The sequence below is a fragment of the Pantoea deleyi genome (assembly GCF_022647325.1).
GTDB lineage: Bacteria > Pseudomonadota > Gammaproteobacteria > Enterobacterales > Enterobacteriaceae > Pantoea > Pantoea deleyi.
Genome location: NZ_CP071405.1, coordinates 3,275,906 through 3,291,716 on the forward strand (window position 1 = coordinate 3,275,906; position 15,811 = coordinate 3,291,716).

A 15,811-nucleotide genomic window follows, 5' to 3' on the forward strand; every position below is an offset into this window, starting at 1 on the left:
CATGAAAAAAGCCAGCAGAGATCCTCTGCTGGCGGTGAAAATGCACCCTACTCAGAAAAGCACCGCGCTGAAGCGCGACGTGAGGGTCGAACGCCATTCCCTGGGGAATGCCTCCCGCTCTTCCCATCGCACAAAGTTTGCTCTTAAAATGAGGCAGGAAAAACAGAGCGCTTTTCAGCGGGAGTTCCCCTTTTATGTCCTCATCACGTCTGAAGCAGCAGTTCATCCGCCTGTGGCAGAGCTGTCAGGGGCAGACGCAGGCGATCACCCTGAGCGAGCTGGCCGATCGGCTGCACTGCTCGCGCCGCCATATGCGCAACCTGCTCAACCGCATGCAGGCCGCAGGCTGGCTGATCTGGCAGGCTGAGGCCGGTCGCGGCAAACGCTCGGTGCTCACCTTCTGCTACACCGGGCTGGCCTTACAGCAGCAGCGCGCCGAGGATCTGCTGGATCAGGATCGTATCGATCAGCTGGTTCAGCTGGTCGGGGACAAAAATCAGGTACGCCAGATGATCGGCGCGCATCTGGGCCGCAGCTTCCGCCAGGGCAAGCATATCCTGCGGGTGCTCTACTACCGGCCGCTGCTCAACCTGCTGCCCGGCTCGCCGCTGCGACGCTCGGAGACCCATATTGCCCGCCAGATCTTCAACGGCCTGACGCGAATAAATGAGGAAAACGGGGAAGTCGAGCCGGACATTGCCCATCACTGGCAGCAGACCTCGCCGCTACACTGGCGCTTCTTTCTGCGTCCGGCGATTCGTTTTCATCACGGCAGAGAGCTGGAGATGGAGGATGTGCTGGCCACGCTGGCGCGTCAGCGCCCTCACCCGCTCTTCTCCCATATTGCAGAGATCGCCTCGCCCGCCCCCTGGACGCTCGACATCCACTTAAGCCAGCCCGACGCGTGGCTGCCCTGGCTGCTGGGCAGCGTGAGCGCGATGATCCTGCCACGCGAATGGCCCACCCTAGCCGATTTTGCCCGCCAGCCGGTGGGCACCGGCCCCTACCGGGTGATCCGCAATCAGGCGAGCCAGCTGAAAATTGAAGCCTTTGATGACTATTTTGGTTTTCGCGCCCTGATCGACGATGTCTCTATCTGGGTGCTGCCCGACATCAGCGATGAGCTGGTCTATGCCGGTGTCCGTCTGCAGGGCGACAGCGAGAGCGCTGATGAGGTTCAGGAGGAGAGTCGCCTGGAGGAGGGATGCTACTACCTGCTGTTCGACCAGCGTTCCGCGCAGGGCCGCGACGCGGCGGTCCGGCGCTGGGTGAGCTATCTGTTTAACCCCATCGCCCTGCTCAACCACGCGGGCGTCGGGTATCAGCGCTACTGGTTCCCGGCCTATGGCCTGCTGCCGCGCTGGCATCACCGCCGCGACCTGACGCCGGTTGAGAAGCCGCCCGGCCTGACCCACCTGACGCTGACCTGGTACAGCCAGCATGTGGAGCATGAAGGCATTGCCAATGCGCTGCGACCCCTGCTGGCTCAGCATGGCGTCACGCTGGTGACCCGCGAGATCGACTACGAGAGCTGGTATCAGGGCGAGGCGGAAAGTGACATCTGGCTCGGCAGCGTGAACTTCACCCTGCCGCTCAACTATTCGCTGTTCGCGCAGTTGTATGAGATCCCGCTGCTGCACCACTGCCTGCCCGTCGACTGGCAGGGCGATGCGGCGCGCTGGCGTGAGAAAACGCTGCCGCTGGCCGAATGGAGCAAACAGCTAGTCGAAGAGGCGGGCCTGCATCCGCTGTTTCACCACTGGCTGCTGCTCGAAGGTCAGCGCAGTATGCGCGGCGTGCGGATGAATACGCTGGGCTGGTTCGATTTTAAATCGGCCTGGTTCGCGCCACCCGCGCTGTAACGCTTTCGCCACGCCGATGAAATGACTAGAATGTGGCGTTCTCAACGGGGTGCCGCCTGCCACCAGCAAGCAGCTGAGAGAGACCCGTCGAACCTGATTCGGTTAATACCGACGTAGGGATTTGAGAGGCCTCAGTGCTCAGATCCTTTGCGACTCATCCCCTATTCTCCTGAAGGAGCGCAAAGTGTTAAAGAAAGTTCTGCCGGTCCTGCTGTTACTCTCCGCCCCCGTTCTGGCGGCAAAACCGGTTCTCACGGTCTACACCTACGACTCCTTCTCTGCCGACTGGGGCCCCGGCCCGGCGGTAAAAAAAGCCTTTGAAGCCCGCTGCAACTGCGAGCTGAAATTTGTCACGCTGGAAGATGGCGTCTCGCTGCTGAACCGCGTGAGGATGGAAGGCAAAAACAGCAAGGCGGATGTGGTGCTGGGGCTGGACAACAATCTGGTGCAGACGGCGCAGAAAACCGGCCTGTTCGCCAGCAGTCAGGTCGACACCACAAAATTAACCCTGCCCGGCGGCTGGCATGACACGACCTTCATCCCCTTTGACTATGGCTACTTCGCCTTTGTCTATGACAGGACCCGGCTGAAAAACCCGCCAAAAAGCCTGAAAGAGCTGGTCGACAGCCCGCAGAAGTGGCGGGTGATCTACGAAGATCCCCGCACCAGCACCCCCGGCTTAGGTCTGCTGCTCTGGATGCAGAAAGTCTATGGCGTTCAGGCACCGCAGGCGTGGCAGAAGCTGGCGCAGAAAACCGTGACGGTGACCAAAGGCTGGAGTGAGGCCTATGGCCTGTTCCTGAAAGGGGAAAGCGATCTGGTGCTGAGCTACACCACCTCACCGGCTTATCACATCATCGAAGAGAAGAAAGAGAACTATGCGGCCGCCCCGTTTGCCGAAGGCCACTATCTGCAGGTCGAAGTCGCCGCGCAGTTAGCCAGCAGCAGGCAGCCCGAGCTGGCGCAGCAGTTCATGACGTTTATGGTCTCCCCCGACTTCCAGCGCACCATTCCGACCGGTAACTGGATGTACCCGGTGACCGCCACGCCGCTGCCCGCCGGTTTTAACGCCCTGACGGTGCCCGCCACCGCGCTGCAGTTCTCGCCGGAAGAGGTCGCCAGCCAGCGCGCCGGCTGGATTAGCCAGTGGCAACGCGCAGTCAGTCGCTGATGCCGGGCTGGCTGCTGCCCGGATCGTTCGCCACGCTGCTGCTAACCCTGGTGGCGTTTCTGGCCTTCGGCGCACTCTGGAGCGCCGCACCGGAAACCGATCTGCGCAGCATGTTGCAGGATGATTACCTGCGCCATGTCATCGCGTTCTCATTCGGTCAGGCGCTGCTCTCCGCACTGCTGTCGCTGCTGCCCGCCCTGCCGCTGGCGCGGGCGCTCTATCGCCGCCGCTTTCCCGGCCGTCAGCTGTTGCTGCGCCTGTGCGCCATGACCCTGGTGCTGCCGGTGCTGGTGGCGATATTTGGTCTGCTGACGATTTACGGACGCACCGGCTGGCTGGCGCAGCTCTGCCAGTGGGCCGGGATCGGCTATCACTTCTCGCCCTACGGGCTGTCGGGCATCCTGCTGGCGCACGTCTTCTTTAACCTGCCGCTGGCGACGCGTCTGCTGCTGCAGGCGCTGGAGCAGATCCCGGCAGAGCAGCGTCAGCTGGCGGCTCAGCTTGGCCTGCGCGGCTGGCACCACTTTCGTCTGCTGGAGTGGCCGTGGCTGCGGCGTCAGCTGCTGCCTGCCGGGGCGCTGATCTTTATGCTCTGCTTTGCCAGCTTTGCCACCGTGCTGTCGCTGGGCGGCGGTCCGCAGGCGACCACTATCGAACTGGCGATCTTCCAGGCGCTGAGTTATGACTACGATCCCGGCCGCGCCGCCCTGCTGGCGATGATCCAGCTCGGCTGCTGCCTGACGCTGGTGCTGCTCAGTCAGCGCTTCAGCAAGGCGATCCCCGCCGGAAGCAGCCAGCTCAGCGGCTGGCGCGATCCGCAGGATTCGCGCGCGGCGCAGCTGATCGATACGCTGCTGATCCTGCTGGCGCTGCTCCTGCTGCTGCCCCCGCTGGCGGCGGTGATTGTCGAGGGGCTGCACGGCGGCGTGCGGGGCGCACTGGCGCAGCCAGCCCTCTGGCAGGCGACTTTTACCTCGCTGCGTATCGCCACCGGCGCGGGCCTGCTCTGTGTGGCGCTGACCATGATGCTGCTGTGGAGCAGCCGTGAGCTGCGGCTGCGTCAGCGCCCGGTGGCCGCTCAGTTGATCGACACCAGCGGGATGCTGATCCTGGCGATGCCCGGCATCGTCCTCGCCACCGGGTTTTTCCTGCTGTTCAACGCCACGATCGGCCTGCCCGATTCGGCAGAGGGGCTGGTGATCTTTACCAATGCGCTGATCGCCATTCCCTATGCCATGAAAGTGCTGGAAAACCCGATGCGGGATGTGGCGGAGCGTTACGGCAGACTCTGTGATTCGCTGGATATCCGCGGCTGGAACCGGCTGCGGCTGATTGAGCTGCGGGCGCTGAAGCGTCCGCTGGCGCAGGCGCTGGCCTTTGCCTGCGTCCTGTCGGTGGGCGATTTTGGCGTGGTCGCGCTGTTTGGCAGCGCCGACTTCCGCACGCTGCCGTTCTACCTTTATCAGCAGATAGGCGCCTATCGCGGCGCGGATGGCGCAGTCACCGCCCTGCTGCTGCTGCTGCTCTGCCTGTTGCTGTTTACGCTAATGGAAAAATTACCAGGTCGCCATGCTGACTCTCGATAACCTTACCTACCTCTATCAGCATCTGCCGATGCGCTTCAGCCTTACCGCCGCACGCGGCGAGCGCATCGCCATTCTCGGGCCCAGCGGCGCCGGTAAAAGTACCCTGCTGAGCCTGATCGCCGGCTTCCTGCCGGTGAACCAGGGTTCCCTGATCATCGACGGCCAGGATCATACGCACAGCGTCCCGGCCAGACGACCGGTCTCGATGCTGTTTCAGGAAAATAACCTCTTTCCGCACCTCAGCGTGGAGCAGAACATGGGGCTGGGGCTACATCCGGGATTAAAGCTCACGGCTTTGCAGCGTCAGGCACTGGTCACGCTGGCCGCACAGGTGGGGCTGGGCGATCTGCTGACGCGTCTGCCGGGCGAACTGTCGGGCGGACAGCGACAGCGCGTCGCGCTGGCCCGCTGCCTGCTGCGGGATCGGCCGGTGCTGCTGCTGGATGAGCCTTTCTCGGCGCTGGATCCGGCCTTGCGCGGCGAGATGCTGCAGCTGGTGCGTTCGGTGTGCGAGGCGCGCGGGATCACCCTGCTGATGGTGTCGCACAGTCTGGAAGATGCGCAGCAGATTGCGGCGCGCAGCGTGGTGATCGTGGATGGCCGGGTTTACTGGGATGGCGAAACCCGACAGCTGCTGTCGGGCGAGACGCGGGAAGCCGATGTCCTCGGTATCCCGCGTCGTTAAGCGGGTCAGGCGATAAAGACCTGCCACAGCAGGTGGCGGAAAACCGGCATCATCGGATGGAACTGAATGCCGACGAACGCCGCCACGGCGACGATCAGCCCCAGCGGGCCTGCCCAGCGCAGGCGTTCCGGCGGCAGCCAGGCGGTAGCCCAGTCACGGCTTTTGCCGCTGCGCCACCAGCGCCAGCATAACCAGCCGCCCAGCCAGATCAGCAGCGCAGCCCCCAGCAACAGCCACTTGAAGCTGCCGCCCTGCGCGGCCTTCGGCACATCGATCGCCACGCCCGCCAGAATACCGGGCAGCAGATAGAGCGGCGGCCAGAGGATACAGCCGATGATGTTCGGTGGCAGGAACTTCCGCACCGGCAGCTCCAGCATCCCGGCCGCCAGCGGGATCAGCGGCCGCGTCGGCCCCACAAAGCGCCCGACGAGGATGGTAAACATGCTGTGCTGATGCAGAGCGTGCTCCGTTTTATCCAGCAGCCCCTTATATTTCTGCAGATATTTCCAGCGATGCAGCGGCCCCTGGAATTTCCAGCCGATGCCGTAGGAAACCCAGTCACCAATCAGGCAGCCCGCAAAGCCCGCGGCCCAGGCCGGATAGAGGCCAAGCTCGCCGCTGCCGACCAGCGCGCCCAGGCTGGCCATCATCACCGTGCCTGGCAGCAACAGCCCGACCAGCGCCAGTGACTCCAGAAACGTCACCAGCGCAACGGCAAACAGCGCCCACTCCAGGGACTGCGTAATCAGTTGTTGAATCCAGGCTTCCATATTCATCCTCAGTAAAAGCAGAAGGCTGGATTGTCCTGAGCCAGCCACACAGCGTCAAGGCAAGAATTGTAGGGCAATGTTGACAAAAGCCAGCCGTGGGAACTGTATAAATATCCATGGTATACTGAACGGGTTTTCTTAACCCTGAAACGCTGAGTCCGGAGAACCGCTGATGATGCCCCGCGCAGGTTTTGTGCTCACCCGCCACTGGCGCGACAGCCCGCATGGCACGGAAATTATCCTCTGGCTCGCCACCGATGCGGGCCCGCAGCGCGTGGTGCTGCCTTTGCAGGAGTCCGTGGCCTTTATTCCTGAGGCGTTTCAGGCGCAGGTCAGCGCGTTGCTCCAGGATGAGCGTCAGTTTCGGATGCAGTCGCTGGCGCTGAAAGATTTCCGCCGTCGCCCGGTTTTCGGCCTCTACTGTCCGCAGAACCGGCAGCTTCAGCGCATCGAAAAACGGCTGCGCGAAGAGGGTATTCCGATCTATGAGGCGGATATCCGCCCGCCGGAGCGCTATCTGATGGAGCGGTTTATTACCGCGCCCGTCTGGTTTGACGGCGAGCAGCAGGGTGACAGCGTGGTCAATGCGCGGCTCAAGCCGCATCCCGACTATCGCCCGCCGCTGAAGTGGGTGTCGCTGGATATCGAAACCACCCAGCACGGCGAGCTCTACTGCATCGGGCTGGAGGGCTGCGGTCAGCGTCAGGTCTACATGCTCGGCCCGGCCAACGGCGACGCCAGCGCCCTCGATTTCGAGCTGATCTACCTCGACAGCCGTCCTCAGCTGATTGAGGCGCTGAACCAGTGGTTTGCCGAGCACGATCCGGATGTCCTGATTGGCTGGAACGTGGTGCAGTTTGACCTGCGCGTGCTGCAGAAACATGCCGATCGCTACGGCATCCCGCTGCGCCTGGGGCGCCAGCAGGCCGCGCTGGAGTGGCGTGAACATGGCTTCAAGCCCGGCGTTTTCTTCGCCCAGGCCAGCGGCCGCCTGATTATCGACGGCATCGAGGCCCTTAAGTCGGCGTTCTGGGATTTCCCCTCCTTCAGCCTGGAGTCGGTGTCGCAGCAGCTGCTGGGTGAAGGGAAAGCGATCGATAATCCCTGGCAGCGCATGGAGGAGATCAACTGGCGCTTTGCCAACGATAAACCGGCACTGGCGCGCTATAACCTTAAAGACTGCGAGCTGGTCACGCGCATTTTCCACAAGACGGCGATTATGCCGTTCCTGCTGGAGCGCGCGGCGGTCAACGGCCTGGCGGTGGATCGCCACGGCGGATCGGTGGCGGCTTTCAGTCATCTTTATATTCCCCGGATGCACCGCGCCGGGTTTGTTGCGCCCAACCGGGGAGATGTCGCGCCGGAAGCCAGTCCGGGCGGCTATGTGATGGATTCGCGCCCCGGCCTCTATGACTCGGTGCTGGTGCTGGACTATAAGAGCCTCTACCCCTCGATTATCCGCACCTTCCTGATCGACCCGGTCGGGCTGGTGGAGGGCCTGGCCCATCCCGATGATGCCGATTCGGTGGCGGGGTTCCGGGAAGCGCGCTTCTCGCGGCAGACCCACTGCCTGCCGGCGATTGTTGAGCAGATCTGGCTGGGCCGTGAAGCGGCGAAAAAACAGAACAACCAGCCGCTGTCGCAGGCGCTGAAGATCATCATGAACGCCTTTTACGGCGTGCTGGGCACCAGCGCCTGTCGCTTCTTCGATCCGCGCCTCGCCTCCTCGATTACGCTGCGCGGTCACGCCATCATGCAGCAGACCCGCGCGCTGATTGAGGCGGAAGGCTACGATGTGATCTATGGCGACACCGACTCCACCTTTGTCTGGCTGAAGTCGGCCCACAGCGAGGAAGCGGCGGCCGCGATTGGTCATCAGCTGGTGCAGAAGGTGAACGCCTGGTGGCGCGACCATCTGCAGCAGACCCAGGGGCTGACCAGTGCGCTGGAGCTGGAGTATGAGAGCCACTTCTGCCGCTTTCTGATGCCGACGATTCGGGGGGCCGAACAGGGCAGCAAAAAACGCTACGCGGGCCTGATCCGTGACGCGGGCGGCGAGCGTATGGTCTTCAAGGGGCTGGAGTCGGTGCGCACCGACTGGACGCCGCTGGCAAAAACCTTTCAGCAGCAGCTCTATCACCGCATCTTCCATCGGGAACCCTGGCAGGATTATATCCGGGAGACGGTGGCCCAACTGCTGGCGGGGGAACTCGACGATCAGCTGATCTACAAAAAGCGCCTGCGGCGTCCGCTGAAGGAGTATGAACGAAACGTGCCGCCGCACGTCCGTGCGGCGCGGCTGGCCGACGAGCAGAATCGCAAATTAAACCGTCCGCTGCAGTATCAGAACGGCGGCCGGATCCGGTATGTCATGGCGACGGCCGGCCCCGAGCCGCTGGAGGCGCGCAGCACCCCGCTGGACTATGATCACTACGTAACCCGACAACTTCAGCCCGTCGCGGAGGGGATCCTGCCCTTTGTGGAGGGGGACTTTGCTACACTGATTACCGGGCAGCTGGGGCTTTTTTGACAGGTGACGAACGCCCTGCCATCCAGTACCATAGCGCCCTTCCTGAAACTCACCGCTCTTAAGTACGCTCCAGACCCTGCTGTCTGGCGGTAACGCTATTGCCTGATTTTTGGGAAACACCTCTAAAAACGTTAAAATTCGAGCAAAAAATATATGGTTTTTACATTAGGTCAGCGCTGGATTAGTGATACGGAAAGTGAACTGGGACTGGGCACCGTGGTGGCGATCGATACCCGCATGATCACCCTGCTGTTTCCGGCCACGGGGGAAAACCGCCTCTACGCCCGCAATGATTCGCCGGTTACCCGCGTTATCTTTAATCCGGGTGACACCATCACCAGCCACGAAGGCTGGCAGATGCGCGTCGATGACGTCCGCAACGAAAATGACCTGATGACCTACATCGGTACCCGTCTGGATACCGACGAGAGCGACGTGATGCTGCGCGAAGTGATGCTCGACAGCAAGCTGGTGTTCAGCAAACCCCAGGATCGCCTGTTTGCCGGCCAGCTCGACCGGATGGATCGCTTTGCCCTGCGCTTCCGCGCCCGTAAATACCAGAGTGAGCAGTACCGCCTGCCGATTAGCGGCTTACGTGGTATGCGCACCAACCTGATCCCTCACCAGCTGCATATTGCCCATGATGTGGGCCGCCGCCATGCGCCGCGCGTGCTGCTGGCCGATGAAGTGGGTCTGGGAAAAACCATTGAAGCCGGGATGATCATCCAGCAGCAGCTGCTGGCGGGCCGGGCCGAACGTGTCCTGATCGTGGTGCCGGAAACCTTACAGCACCAGTGGCTGGTCGAGATGCTGCGTCGCTTTAACCTGCGCTTTGCGCTGTTTGATGACGATCGCTACACCGAAGCGCAGCACGACAGCGATAACCCGTTTGAAACCGAGCAGCTGATTATCTGCTCTCTCGACTTTGTGCGTCGTAACCGTCAGCGTCTGGAGAAGCTGGCCGATGCCGAGTGGGATCTGCTGGTGGTCGATGAAGCGCACCACCTGGCCTGGTCAGAAGGCGAACCGAGCCGCGAATATCAGGTAATCGGACAGCTGGCGGAGAAAACCGCCGGGGTGCTGCTGCTGACCGCGACGCCGGAGCAGCTGGGTATGGAGAGTCACTTCGCCCGTCTGCGCCTGCTCGATCCGGATCGCTTCCACGACTTTGCCGCCTTTGTTGAAGAGCAGCAGCATTTCCGGCCGATTGCCGACGCCGTCACGGCGCTGCTGGCAGACAAGGCGATCTCCCAGGAGGAGATGAACCGGATCAACGATCTGGTCGGCGAACAGGATATCGAGCCGCTGCTGCAGGTCGCCAACAGCGATCGCGACGGCAAGCAGGCGGCGCGCCAGGAGCTGATCTCGATGCTGATGGACCGCCACGGCACCAGCCGCGTCCTGTTCCGTAACACCCGCAACGGCGTTAAAGGCTTCCCGAAACGCGAACTGCACCAGATCCGTCTGCCTCTGCCCGCGCAGTATCAGACCGCGATTAAAGTTTCCGGCATTATGGGCGCGCGCAAGAGCGCCGAAGATCGGGCGCGTGACCTGCTCTATCCGGAACAGATTTATCAGGAATTTGAAGGCGACAGCGGCACCTGGTGGAACTTCGATCCGCGCGTGGAGTGGCTGATGGGCTATCTCACCAGCAACCGCAAAGAGAAAGTGCTGGTGATCTGCGCCAAGGCCGCCACCGCGCTGCAGCTGGAGCAGGTACTGCGCGAGCGTGAAGGCATCCGGGCCGCCGTGTTCCACGAAGGTCTGTCGATCATCGAACGTGACCGTGCCGCCGCCTGGTTCGCCTCCGAAGAGAATGGCGCGCAGGTGCTGCTCTGCTCCGAGATCGGCTCCGAAGGCCGTAACTTCCAGTTCGCCAGCCGTCTGGTGATGTTTGACCTGCCGTTTAACCCGGATCTGCTGGAGCAGCGTATCGGTCGTCTGGATCGTATCGGCCAGGCGCACGACATCCAGATTCTGGTGCCGTGGCTGGAGCAGACCGCCCAGGCGGTGCTGCTGCGCTGGTATCACGAGGGGCTGGATGCGTTTGAACACACCTGCCCGACCGGCCGCACCATTTATGACAGCGTGCATTCAGAGCTGATTGGCTATCTGGCCGCGCCGGAAAACAGCGAAGGTTTCGATACGTTTATCAGCGAGTGCCGTAAACAGCATGATGCGCTGAAAGCGCAGCTGGAACAGGGTCGTGACCGTCTGCTGGAGCTGAACTCCAACGGCGGCGAATCGGCGCAGCTGCTGGCAAATGCCATCAGCGAGCAGGATAACGACACCGGTCTGGTTAACTTCGCACTCAACCTGTTTGATATCGTCGGTATCAATCAGGAAGATCGCAGCGATAACCTGATCGTCCTGACGCCGTCCGATCACATGCTGGTGCCCGATTTCCCTGGTCTGCCGGAAGATGGCTGCACCATCACCTTTAACCGCGACCAGGCGCTGTCCCGCGAGGATACCCAGTTCATTACCTGGGAGCACCCGCTGATCCGCAACGGTCTGGACCTGATTCTCTCGGGCGATACGGGCAGCAGCGCGCTGTCGCTGCTGAAGAACAAGGCGCTGCCGGTCGGCACGCTGCTGGTCGAGCTGATCTATGTCGTAGAGGCGCAGGCGCCGAAGCATCTGCAACTGACGCGCTTCCTGCCGCCAACGCCGATCCGTCTGCTGATGGATACCAAAGGCACTAATCTGGCGGACAAAGTGGAGTTCGAGAGCTTCAACCGTCAGCTCAACGCGGTGAACCGTCATACCGCCAGCAAACTGGTGAATGCGGTTCAGCAGGATGTGCATGCGATTCTGCTGCAGGGTGAAGAGAGCGTCGTCAGCGAAGCGCGTGCGTTGATTGACGCTGCGCGCACCGAGGCGAACGAGAAGCTGGGCGCTGAGCTCTCGCGTCTCAACGCTCTGAAAGCGGTGAACCCGAACATCCGTGAAGATGAAATCGAGGCGCTGGAAAGCAACCGCGAACAGGTGCTGGAAAGTCTCGATCAGGCTAACTGGCGTCTCGACGCGCTGCGCCTGATTGTCGTGACCCACCAGTAAGCTCAGGGGCCGCATGGCCCCTCTTTTTTTGGAAAGCCCCATGGAACCTTACAATCCGCCGCGCGACCCCTGGCTGCACATCCTTTATCAGGATGCGCATATCATGGTGGTCAATAAACCCAGCGGTCTGCTCTCCGTCCCCGGCCGGTTATCCGAGCACAAAGATAGCGTGATGACGCGGATTCAGCGGGACTTCCCGCAGGCTGAATCGGTCCATCGGCTGGATATGGCGACCAGCGGCGTGCTGGTCGTCGCCCTGACCAAGGACGCCGAACGTGAACTGAAACGTCAGTTCCGCGAGCGCGAGCCAGCCAAAACCTACGTGGCCTGCATCTGGGGACATCCGGAAAAGGAGGAGGGTCTGGTTGATCTGCCGCTGATCTGCGACTGGCCGAATCGTCCGAAGCAGATGGTCTGTTTTGAGAACGGGAAAGCCGCGCAGACGGCGTATCAGGTGCTGGAATACCGCGACGATAACAGCGCGCGCGTGTCGCTGAAGCCGATCACCGGTCGCTCGCACCAGCTGCGGGTGCATATGCTGGCACTGGGCCATCCGATTCTGGGGGATAACTTCTATGCCCATCCGGATGCCAGGGCGATGGCGTCCCGCCTGTTGCTGCATGCGGAGTCGCTGACTATCACCCATCCGGCGTTTGGCAATGCGATGACGTTTCGTCAGCCCGCCGACTTCTGAGACTCACGCCACGCCAGCGACGGCCGGCCTCCTCGGTGACAGAAGAGGCCAGGCCGCCGGGGATTACTTGAAGCCTTTCTCTTTGCGAATCAGGTCGTACGCCGCCTGAATCTCCTGCGCTTTCTGCTTCGCCATCTCCATCATCTCGGGCGGTAAGCCTTTCGCCACCAGCTTGTCGGGATGATGCTCACTCATCAGCTTGCGATAGGCCCGCTTAATGGTGGTCGCGTCGTCACTGCGCTTTACGCCCAGCACGCTGCAGGCGTCATCCAGCGTCGGGCCGCGTTGCGCCTGCTGGAAACCGCCCGCGCTGTGCTGGCCGCCGCCAAACTGCTGGCCGCCTTCCATCATGCGCAGGAACTGATCGAACTGCGTGCGTGAAATCCCCAGCTCCTCGGCGATCACATAGAGCACCTGACGCTCATTGGGATGCAGCGAACCGTCGGCAAAGGCGGCCTGGATCTGGATCTCCAGAAACATCCGGATCAGGTCGAAGCGGCCAAAGCAGGCGCTGCGCAGTTCACGCAGTTTGCTGCGCAGCGGATAGTCCGCCTGTTTGCCTTCACGGAAGGCGCGCTGGGCGGCCGTGCGTGAGTCACCGTGCAGCTGCATCCGCTCCATGAGCAGCGACGCAATCTGAATATCGGCTTCGGTGACGCGCCCTTTTGACTTGGTCAGATGGCCCATCACCTGAAAGGTGGTGCTGAAAAACAGCGTCTGTCGGGTCTGATTGTTTGAGAAGTAAGCCTTGCCTTGCGCACCGCGTACTTTGTCAATCATATGGCCAATGATCAAACCGATCACAATACCCCAAAAGCCGGCGCCGGAAAGTAATCCCACCGCCAGACCCACAACTTTTCCCCAGTAGCGCATAAACTCCTCAATTCGCCATGCTTGCGGCTGAAAATTGCATTATCATACCTGTCATTTACCTCAGCGCCTAACAGCAACGCTGACAGACCAGGATTAACACTGGCGCAACGCCGGGCAGTAAGTTAGTCTCTGACCCGATTGTCGGCATGATGCCAGTTTTCATGGAATTCTCGATACCGCGTATGAAAAAACATATACCTACCCTGCTGGCCACACTGATCGGCGCAGCCATTAGCCAGCAAGCCTTTGCCGACGATTTGATGTCGCAGTGTATGTTAGGCGTGCCGAGTTACAACCGCCCGCTGGTCAATGGCGATGCGAATCAGCTGCCTGTTACCATCAATTCCGACGCCGCCAAAGGGAACTATCCCGACGACGCGGTGTTTACCGGCAACGTGAATATTGAGCAGGGCAACAGCCGCATGCAGGCCGATGAAGTGCAGCTTCATCAGCGTCAGCAGAACGACCAGACCGCCCCGGTTCGCACCGTCGATGCGCTGGGTAATGTGCACTACGATGACAATCAGGTCATCCTGAAAGGTCCGAAAGCCTGGTCAAATCTCAACACCAAAGATACCAACGTCTGGAATGGTCAGTATCAGATGGTGGATCGTCAGGGTCGCGGCACCGCCGACCAGATGAAGCTGCGCGGGGACAACCGCTACACCATTCTGGAAAACGGCACCTTTACCTCCTGTCTGCCCGGCTCCAACAGCTGGAGTGTGGTGGGATCCGAGGTGATCCAGGATCGCGAAGAAGAAGTGGCCGAGATCTGGAACGCCCGCTTTAAGATCGGCTCCGTGCCGGTGTTCTACAGCCCCTATCTGCAGTTACCGATTGGCGATCGCCGCCGCTCCGGTTTCCTGATCCCGAATGCAAAATATGGCAGCAACAACGGCTTTGAGTTCATGCTGCCCTATTACTGGAACATCGCGCCGCAGGCCGATGCCACCATTACGCCGCACTACATGAGTAAGCGCGGCATGCAGTTTGAGAACGAATTCCGTTATCTGACGACGCTGGGCGCGGGCCTGGTGGAATTTGACTACCTCGGCTCAGACAAACAGTACGATAACGACAAAGCGATGCGCGGTATCGCCGAAGATGACAGCTCAAACCGCTGGCTCTTCTACTGGCGTCATGCCGGTGTCTATGACAAGAACTGGCGTTTCAATGCGGACTACACCAAGGTCAGCGATAAGTACTACTTCAACGATCTCGACTCGAAGTACTACAGCTCAACCGATAACTACGCCACGCAAAAATTCAGCATCGGTTATGCGGACACCAACTGGGACGCCACGCTTTCCACCAAAGATTTCCAGGTGTTCGGCGATAACAGCAGCAATAACGTCTATCGCGCCATGCCGCAGCTGGACGTCAATCTCTATCAGAACGACATCGGTCCGTTCGATGGCCGGATCTATGCGCAGGCGGTGAAATTCACCAACGTCAGCGACCGCTATCCTGAAGCGACCCGCCTGCATATCGAGCCGACCCTGAACCTGCCGCTGTCAAACGGCTGGGCCAGCCTGGATACCGAAGCGAAATTACTGGCGACCCACTATCAGCAGGATGATGTTGAGTACTACAACACCAACATCGATACCGATCGCAACAACCAGCTCAAAGAGTCCGTTAACCGTACGCTGCCGCAGTTTAAGGTTGATGGCCGGATGGTCTTTGATCGCGATATGAACTCGGCGGTGGGTTACACCCAGACGCTGGAGCCGCGGGTACAGTACCTCTATATCCCGTACCGCAATCAGAGCAACATCTATCCGTACGACTCAACACTGCTGCAGACCGACTACACCGGCCTGTTCCGCGATCGTACTTACAGCGGCCTGGATCGCATCGCGTCTGCGAATGAAGTCGCGACCGGTGTCACTTCACGTATTTATGATACCGATCTGGTTGAACGTTTTAACGTTTCTGTGGGTCAAATCTACTCGTTTACCCCTTCTCGTACTGGTGTGAATCAAACCAGTAAAGAAGATGATACCGGCAGCCTGATCTGGGCTGGCGATACATACTGGAAAATCAGCGATCGCTGGGGCGTCCGGGGTGGTCTGCAGTATGACACCAAACTCGACAACGTCTCTCAGGGCAATACCGTCCTGGAATACCGTCGCGATGCCGACCGCATGGTGCAGCTGAGCTATCGTTACAGCAGCCCGGAATATGTGGCCAGTGCGCTGAACAACAGTGCGCTGGTAACCAATCCTATCTATAAAAATGGGATTTCACAGGTCGGCACCACGGCCAGCTGGCCGATTGCGGATGCATGGTCTGTGGTAGGCGCTTACTACTACGATACCCGCAACACGCGTCCGGCATCGCAGCTGGTGGGCCTGCAGTACAGCTCATGCTGTTACGCGATCCGGGTCGGTTACGAGCGCAAAATTAACGGTTGGGAAAACAACGACAGTAAATATGACAACCAAATCTCATTCAACATTGAGCTGCGTGGTCTGAGTCCTAACTACGGCTTAGGCACCAACGATATGCTGCGTCAGGGCATTATTCCTTACCAGCCCGCTTTCTGATGTTGTGATGTTTGACAGGCAATCCCGCAGT

10 protein-coding genes and 1 riboswitch are annotated in these 15,811 nt (G+C 60.6%); of the genes, 8 read left to right on the forward strand and 2 right to left on the reverse strand.

Annotated features, from left to right (window positions below; translation table 11 throughout):
- Positions 1-194 precede the first annotated feature (194 nt).
- From sgrR to thiQ, 4 genes are all read left to right on the forward strand, one after another.
- A complete protein-coding gene (gene sgrR, locus J1C59_RS15525; protein WP_128084252.1) occupies positions 195-1,862 on the forward strand; it encodes an HTH-type transcriptional regulator SgrR in 1,668 nt (555 codons plus the stop codon).
- Positions 1,863-1,897: 35 nt separating this feature from the next.
- Positions 1,898-2,000: riboswitch (TPP riboswitch) on the forward strand.
- A 46-nt stretch (positions 2,001-2,046) separates the two neighbouring features.
- Positions 2,047-3,033, forward strand: coding sequence for a thiamine ABC transporter substrate binding subunit (gene thiB, locus J1C59_RS15530; RefSeq protein WP_140917024.1), 987 nt, complete (start codon positions 2,047-2,049; stop codon positions 3,031-3,033).
- Entirely contained in the window at positions 3,009-4,619 is a 1,611-nt protein-coding gene (thiP, locus tag J1C59_RS15535) for a thiamine/thiamine pyrophosphate ABC transporter permease ThiP (RefSeq protein ID WP_140917025.1), read from the forward strand. Before thiB ends, thiP begins: the two co-directional genes overlap by 25 nt.
- Positions 4,603-5,304 carry a thiamine ABC transporter ATP-binding protein ThiQ gene (gene thiQ, locus J1C59_RS15540; protein ID WP_140917026.1) on the forward strand — a complete coding sequence of 234 codons (702 nt, stop codon included), beginning with the start codon at positions 4,603-4,605 and terminating at the stop codon, positions 5,302-5,304. Before thiP ends, thiQ begins: the two co-directional genes overlap by 17 nt.
- Before the next feature lie 5 nt (positions 5,305-5,309).
- Here the strand turns inward: thiQ and J1C59_RS15545 are convergent, their stop codons facing one another.
- The gene (locus J1C59_RS15545; RefSeq protein ID WP_111139386.1) at positions 5,310-6,074 is read right to left on the reverse strand and encodes a DedA family protein; all 765 of its coding nucleotides are present in this window, start codon (positions 6,072-6,074) and stop codon (positions 5,310-5,312) included.
- A 175-nt stretch (positions 6,075-6,249) separates the two neighbouring features.
- Between J1C59_RS15545 and polB the strand changes: the two genes are divergently transcribed.
- The 3 genes from polB (at position 6,250) to rluA (ending at position 12,358) form a co-directional block, all read left to right on the forward strand.
- A complete protein-coding gene (polB, locus tag J1C59_RS15550; protein ID WP_422615487.1) occupies positions 6,250-8,604 on the forward strand; it encodes a DNA polymerase II in 2,355 nt (784 codons plus the stop codon).
- 153 nt (positions 8,605-8,757) lie between these two features.
- Complete coding sequence (gene rapA / locus J1C59_RS15555; protein WP_128084645.1) at positions 8,758-11,664, forward strand: RNA polymerase-associated protein RapA; 2,907 nt, start codon at positions 8,758-8,760, stop codon at positions 11,662-11,664.
- A gap of 40 nt (positions 11,665-11,704) precedes the next feature.
- Complete coding sequence (rluA, locus tag J1C59_RS15560; protein WP_128084646.1) at positions 11,705-12,358, forward strand: bifunctional tRNA pseudouridine(32) synthase/23S rRNA pseudouridine(746) synthase RluA; 654 nt, start codon at positions 11,705-11,707, stop codon at positions 12,356-12,358.
- A 63-nt stretch (positions 12,359-12,421) separates the two neighbouring features.
- On the opposite strand, the gene djlA is transcribed toward rluA, so the two are convergent.
- Positions 12,422-13,231, reverse strand: coding sequence for a co-chaperone DjlA (gene djlA / locus J1C59_RS15565; RefSeq protein WP_128084647.1), 810 nt, complete (start codon positions 13,229-13,231; stop codon positions 12,422-12,424).
- Between the two features lie 182 nt (positions 13,232-13,413).
- On the opposite strand from djlA, the gene lptD reads away from it, so the two are divergent.
- Positions 13,414-15,780: an LPS assembly protein LptD gene (gene lptD / locus J1C59_RS15570; protein WP_128084648.1), complete on the forward strand. Its 2,367-nt coding sequence runs from the start codon at positions 13,414-13,416 to the stop codon at positions 15,778-15,780.
- The last annotated feature ends 31 nt before the right edge of the window (positions 15,781-15,811 follow it).

Coding starts and splice junctions, on each gene's coding strand:
- sgrR (WP_128084252.1), top strand. CDS start 195: ATGTCCTCATCACGTCTGAAGCAGCAGTTCATCCGCCTGTGGCAGAGC.
- thiQ (WP_140917026.1), top strand. CDS start 4,603: ATGCTGACTCTCGATAACCTTACCTACCTCTATCAGCATCTGCCGATG.
- J1C59_RS15545 (WP_111139386.1), bottom strand. CDS start 6,074: ATGGAAGCCTGGATTCAACAACTGATTACGCAGTCCCTGGAGTGGGCG.
- polB (WP_422615487.1), top strand. CDS start 6,250: ATGCCCCGCGCAGGTTTTGTGCTCACCCGCCACTGGCGCGACAGCCCG.
- rapA (WP_128084645.1), top strand. CDS start 8,758: ATGGTTTTTACATTAGGTCAGCGCTGGATTAGTGATACGGAAAGTGAA.
- rluA (WP_128084646.1), top strand. CDS start 11,705: ATGGAACCTTACAATCCGCCGCGCGACCCCTGGCTGCACATCCTTTAT.
- djlA (WP_128084647.1), bottom strand. CDS start 13,231: ATGCGCTACTGGGGAAAAGTTGTGGGTCTGGCGGTGGGATTACTTTCC.
- lptD (WP_128084648.1), top strand. CDS start 13,414: ATGAAAAAACATATACCTACCCTGCTGGCCACACTGATCGGCGCAGCC.